This is a genomic window from Zwartia hollandica, from assembly GCF_019923725.1.
Lineage (GTDB): Bacteria > Pseudomonadota > Gammaproteobacteria > Burkholderiales > Burkholderiaceae_B > Zwartia > Zwartia hollandica.
Genome location: NZ_JAHXRI010000014.1, coordinates 1 through 4962, shown reverse-complemented (window position 1 = coordinate 4962; position 4962 = coordinate 1). Strand labels below are relative to the sequence as shown.

General features: G+C 58.8%; 1 protein-coding gene. It reads right to left on the bottom strand.

Translation table 11 applies throughout. The annotated features are described in order from the left end of the window. The coding region (locus KZZ10_RS14370) for a non-ribosomal peptide synthetase (protein WP_259662233.1) at positions 1 to 4962 on the bottom strand (4962 nt) is incomplete at both ends.

Below are 4962 nucleotides of genomic sequence, written 5' to 3'. Positions count from 1 at the left end.
CGAGCGCCGCCTCGATCTCTCCTAACTCAATCCTAAAGCCTCGGATCTTGACCTGCGCATCAGCGCGCCCGAGGTACTCCAGGACCCCATCCTCGGTCCAGCGGGCTAAGTCGCCGCTGCGGTACATACGGGTGCCTGGGGTGAAGGGGTTGGCCACGAAGCGCTCAGCGGTGAGGCCTGCGCGCCCGAGATAGCCGCGCGCAAGACCCGCACCAGCGATGTAAAGCTCGCCTGCGACGCCCACTGGCAAAGGGTTCAAGCTCGCATCCAGGATATAGATCTGTGTGTTCTGAATCGGGCGGCCGATTGATATCCTGTGGTTCACTAAGTCGCTATTGGTATCGACAACAATCCAACTTGAACAGGTCGTACACTCGGTCGGCCCATATCCATTTACGATCACAGGAGATTGTGAGTAGGCGGCAAGCGCGGTTATAGGTTTGTGTTCAAGGACGTCTGCGCCGGTGAGTACTTCAATTAGCGTTGGTTTGCGCTTTGAGTCTTTCCAAATATCCGCAAGAATTGGCACAATCGCCGCAGGTAAGTAGATTGATTCGATCTTTTTTTCGCTTATTACTTCAGCAAAAAGACCGAGATCTGCCATGGATGGTAGATCTAGGACCAAGCTCGAACCGGTCGTCAGTCGCTCAAAAATATCCCAGACCGATACGTCAAAACCGAGAGGTGCGGACATCGCACCACGCATCGGCGTTCTCAATGGATTGATTGCGGAGAAAGCATGTAAAAAATTGACCGTATTTTGGTGTGCAATCGATACACCCTTAGGCCTACCTGTCGACCCTGAGGTGTAGATGAGGTAGGCAAGGTTCTGTGGAGTGAGCGGTGTAATTCGCTCGGCTTGTGTTACGGGTGCTTGATCAAGCGCGGCAAGGGTTGCATGAGTAGTCGTATCACTTAGCTCAATCACCGTTAGTGCAGAGCCTGATGTCTGTAACACTTCGAGATGATGTGTATCAAGCGCTTCTTGAATGAATCCGCTCTGAGTGATCACTAGGCTCGCACCGCTATCTGTGAGCATGAAGGCTAAGCGTGCTGTGGGGTAGTCTGGATCAAGCGGCAGGTAGGCTGCCCCGGACTTGAGCACTGCGATTAGGGCAACGACCATCTCGATGGAGCGGGGCAGTCCGATTGCCACGATCTGCTCCGGGCCGATGCCTAGACTAATCAAGTGACGCGCGAGTTGGTTGGCACGTGCATCGAGTTCGGCATAGGTGCGACTGTCCTCACCAAATACGAGCGCTGTGGCCTCAGGCGTGTGAGCCACTTGCTGCTCAAAGAGCTCGGGCAACGTGATGGGTGCGTCTTCGCTCGGCTCCGCTAAAGCCACTTCGGTCTGATTAAACAACTCCAGGACCTGCTCACGCTCAGTCTGAGCAAACCAGCGCAGTTCGCCCAAACATAGCTGATCGACAGGCTCGGTTGTAATCGTCTGCACCATCTGTGTGAGGCGTCCCATGATGCGTTGGATCTGCTTGACCTCGAGTAGCGTTTGGTCGTAGGTGGCCCGCAGCACTAATCCGTTAGGCGACATCATCGCAGCAAGCGCGAGCCCGTAGTGCGTTGCATCGTGTCCCGAGACTTTCGCAATGTCGATGCCGGGTGCGAACTGTTGCACTCTGCTGTCGATTGGGTAGTTCTCAAACACAAACAGCGAATCAAAGAGCGTTTGCTGTCCGACCAGCTGCTGCACGGTTTGTAAACCCAGGTGCAGGTGCTCGTCTTGCTGAGCAAACTCGGTCTGCACTTCCCGCATCCATTCAATCAGCGGCTGCGAGAGATCAACCTGTGCCCGAAGCGGCATGGTGCTGATATACAGGCCGACCGCACGATCAATGCCTATGCGCTGGGCACTGCGACCACTGCGGGTGACCCCGATGGTGATGTCGTTTCGAGCGCTCTGACGGGCGAGCAGCAGCATGTAAAGTGATTGCAAGACGTTCGCAAGAGTCAGGCCATTGTTTCTTGCAAAGCGCTCTAAGCCCGCTGAGACCTCGGGTGAGAGGTGCTCGATCTGTTCGCCTGGGTCCTTATGCTGAGTCTCTTTGTGCTCATCTGCTGCCTGAGCGGACTTGCTCTGAGGCAACCAAAGCGCGCCTGTCTCTTGGCCGGCGAGGTGCCCGCGCCAGTATTCTTGTGCGGCCTCGGTGTCCTGGGCGGCAAGCCACTTGAGGTGTTCACCCCAGGCCAAGGCAGGGGGCAGTGCCTCGGCTCGGTAGAGCGCGGCGATATCACCCATCACAATGGGCATTGACCAACCATCGAGTATTGCGTGATGGTTAGCCAGGATCAGGTGATGGACGTCTGGTGCCGTTTGAATCACTCGCACGCGAAGCAGCGGGCCGCGCTCCAGATCGAAGGGGGTGTGTAAATCCTCAAGAATCAGTGCGTGGAGCGCTGATTCGTCTGCAGACAGAAGGGTGAAGTCAACGCCCTGAGAGTGCTGGATCCCGAGCCCTTTCTCCAGCATCTCGGTGGGCAGAGCCAGACTCAGGATCGGGTGGCGCTCGAGCAGCGCCTCAAGCGCGCGCTTAAGGCGTGCGCTGTCTAACGGACCCTTGAGGGTCATTCTGAGTTGAACCCGGTAGGGATCGTGGGCGGCATCGGCCAGCGCCAAGCTCTCAAAGCCTAGACCTTGTTGTAGTGGGGTCAGGGGCCAGACCTCGGTGGCCTGTGGCCAGCGATCGAGCATGGCTTGATCCAGACCCCGTGCGTGGGCTAGCGCAAAGTCTGAAGGCGTATGGCGTTGCGCGAGCGGCGCTTGGCTGGCGTGGCGTACTAAGGCGTTGAGCGCCTGCTCAAAGCGAAGCGCCAAGTCCTCGATGCGTGTGGGCAGATGCTGCAGCGGGTGGTGTGACCAGACGACTTGCAGACGACCCTGCTCATCGAAGACTGTGTTGATATCGATCTCGTGCATACGCGCACGATCCATATCGTCAGGGCTGCCCACAAAGGTGTTGGAGTACCAGCCCGCTTGGGGTTGGCTCTGCTCAAAGCGACCCAGGTAATTAAAAACAATCTGCGCTTGGGGCAAGGCGCCCAAGACGTTTGCCGTCTTCTCGTTCAGATAGCGCAGGATGCCAAAGCCCAGACCCTTGTCGGGCATCTGAGCGATGCGCTCTTTGGTGGCGCGTAGCATCAGACCTGCTGCATCCCCGCCGGCCAAGGCCTCGCTCAGATCAAGCGCTGAGGCATCTAAGCGCACGGGGTAGACGCTTGTGAACCACCCCACGGTGTGGGTGATGTCGATAGGGGTTGCGTCACCAACCAATACCGAGCCGCTTTGGCGTCCGTGACTCTCTAGGTCGATCAGGATCGGTGCAGCAGCAAGCCCGTAGTGCGCCTCTTGCCAAGCGGTGAGCGCTAAGCCGAGCGCGGCGAGTAATACCTCATCCATACCGGCGTGATAGGTGCGGGCAACTTCGCCTAAGGCAGAGGCTAGTTCTTGGCTCAGGAGCGAGACATGATGGCGGGCATCGCCCATACGGTTGAGCTCGGGTGCGACAGGCGCATCGGTGCCCAGTACTTGGGCACCCGCGAGTGCCTCGCACCAAGCGTCAAGCTCGCTCTCGCGGGTCGTGGCTTGCAAAGCGAGCGCGTGCGCCCAGTCTCTGACCGAGTGCGTGCGGCTAGGCAGGGTGCCTGAAACGCGCAAATGTTCGAGGTCTTCAAACAATATACGCCAGGACACGCCATCGACAGCCAGGTGGTGGATGGCCAGCAGGAGTTGGGCGCGTGCGCCGGGCTTGCGGCTCGTTGTGACCCAAGTCGCTGCGAGCATCTGCCCCGCGTAGGGGTCGAGTCGCTTGGATAGATTCTCACCGAGCTTGGCGATTGACGCGGTCTGCGCCTCAGCATCCTGTGCGCTTAGGTCGACCTCAACGATCTCAAGTGCGGGGGCTTCGTCTTGTAACCAAAGGCTGCGCCCGCTCGGGGTGTCGATAAGCGCGAGGCGAAGCGCATCGTGATGCATCACAAGCTTGTCTAGCAGGACACGGACCTGCTCAATAGACCCGTCCTCAGGCACCACAAGTGAGACGGCTTGATTAAACTGCTTCACTGAGCCCGTTAATTGCAGGAACTGAGTCTGGACTGGGGTCAGTGGCACTGCGCCGGCCTCGGGCTTGAGGATCAGGGCTTGCTCGTAGCGAACCTCTATTGCCGCGGCAAGCGCCTGCACGCTTGGGTATTCAAAGATCGCGCGCACAGTCAAGTGTGCGTTGCGCGCACGGGCAAGCGACACCAGACGAATAGCGCTAATGCTGTCGCCGCCCAAGGCAAAGAAGCTATCGTCTAACCCAACACGTTTGGCACCCGTGAGCTCGGTAAAGAGGCTGGCCACAAGTTGCTCGTGTTCAGTGACAGGCGCTCGGTACTCAACTTCGCTCGTGATCTCGGGTGCGGGCAGGGCACGCACATCGAGCTTGCCGTTGGGGGTGAGAGGCAAGGACTCGAGCACCACGAAGGCTGCGGGCACCATGTAGTCGGGTAGGGTGCTGGAGAGAATGCTACGCAGAGCAGATGCCTCAGGGATAGAGGTATCCGCAGCTGTGCCTACAACCGCACCTGAACCCGCAACGAGATACGCCACCAGCTGCTTAGCCCCATCCTCGCCTCGGGCCTGCACGGTGCACTGAGCGATGCCGGGGATGGCAACGAGTGCTGCTTCGATCTCGCCCAACTCAATCCTAAAGCCTCGGATCTTGACCTGCGCGTCCGCCCGCCCGAGGTATTCCAGTACCCCGTCCTCGGTCCAGCGCGCTAAGTCGCCGCTGCGGTACATGCGGGCACCTGGCGTGAAGGGGTTAGCCACGAAGCGCTCAGCGGTGAGCCCCGCACGACCGAGATAGCCACGTGCGAGGCCCGCGCCTGCGATGTAGAGCTCGCCTGCTAGCCCAACTGGCAAAGGATTCAAGCTCCCATCGAGGATGTAGATCTGTGTGT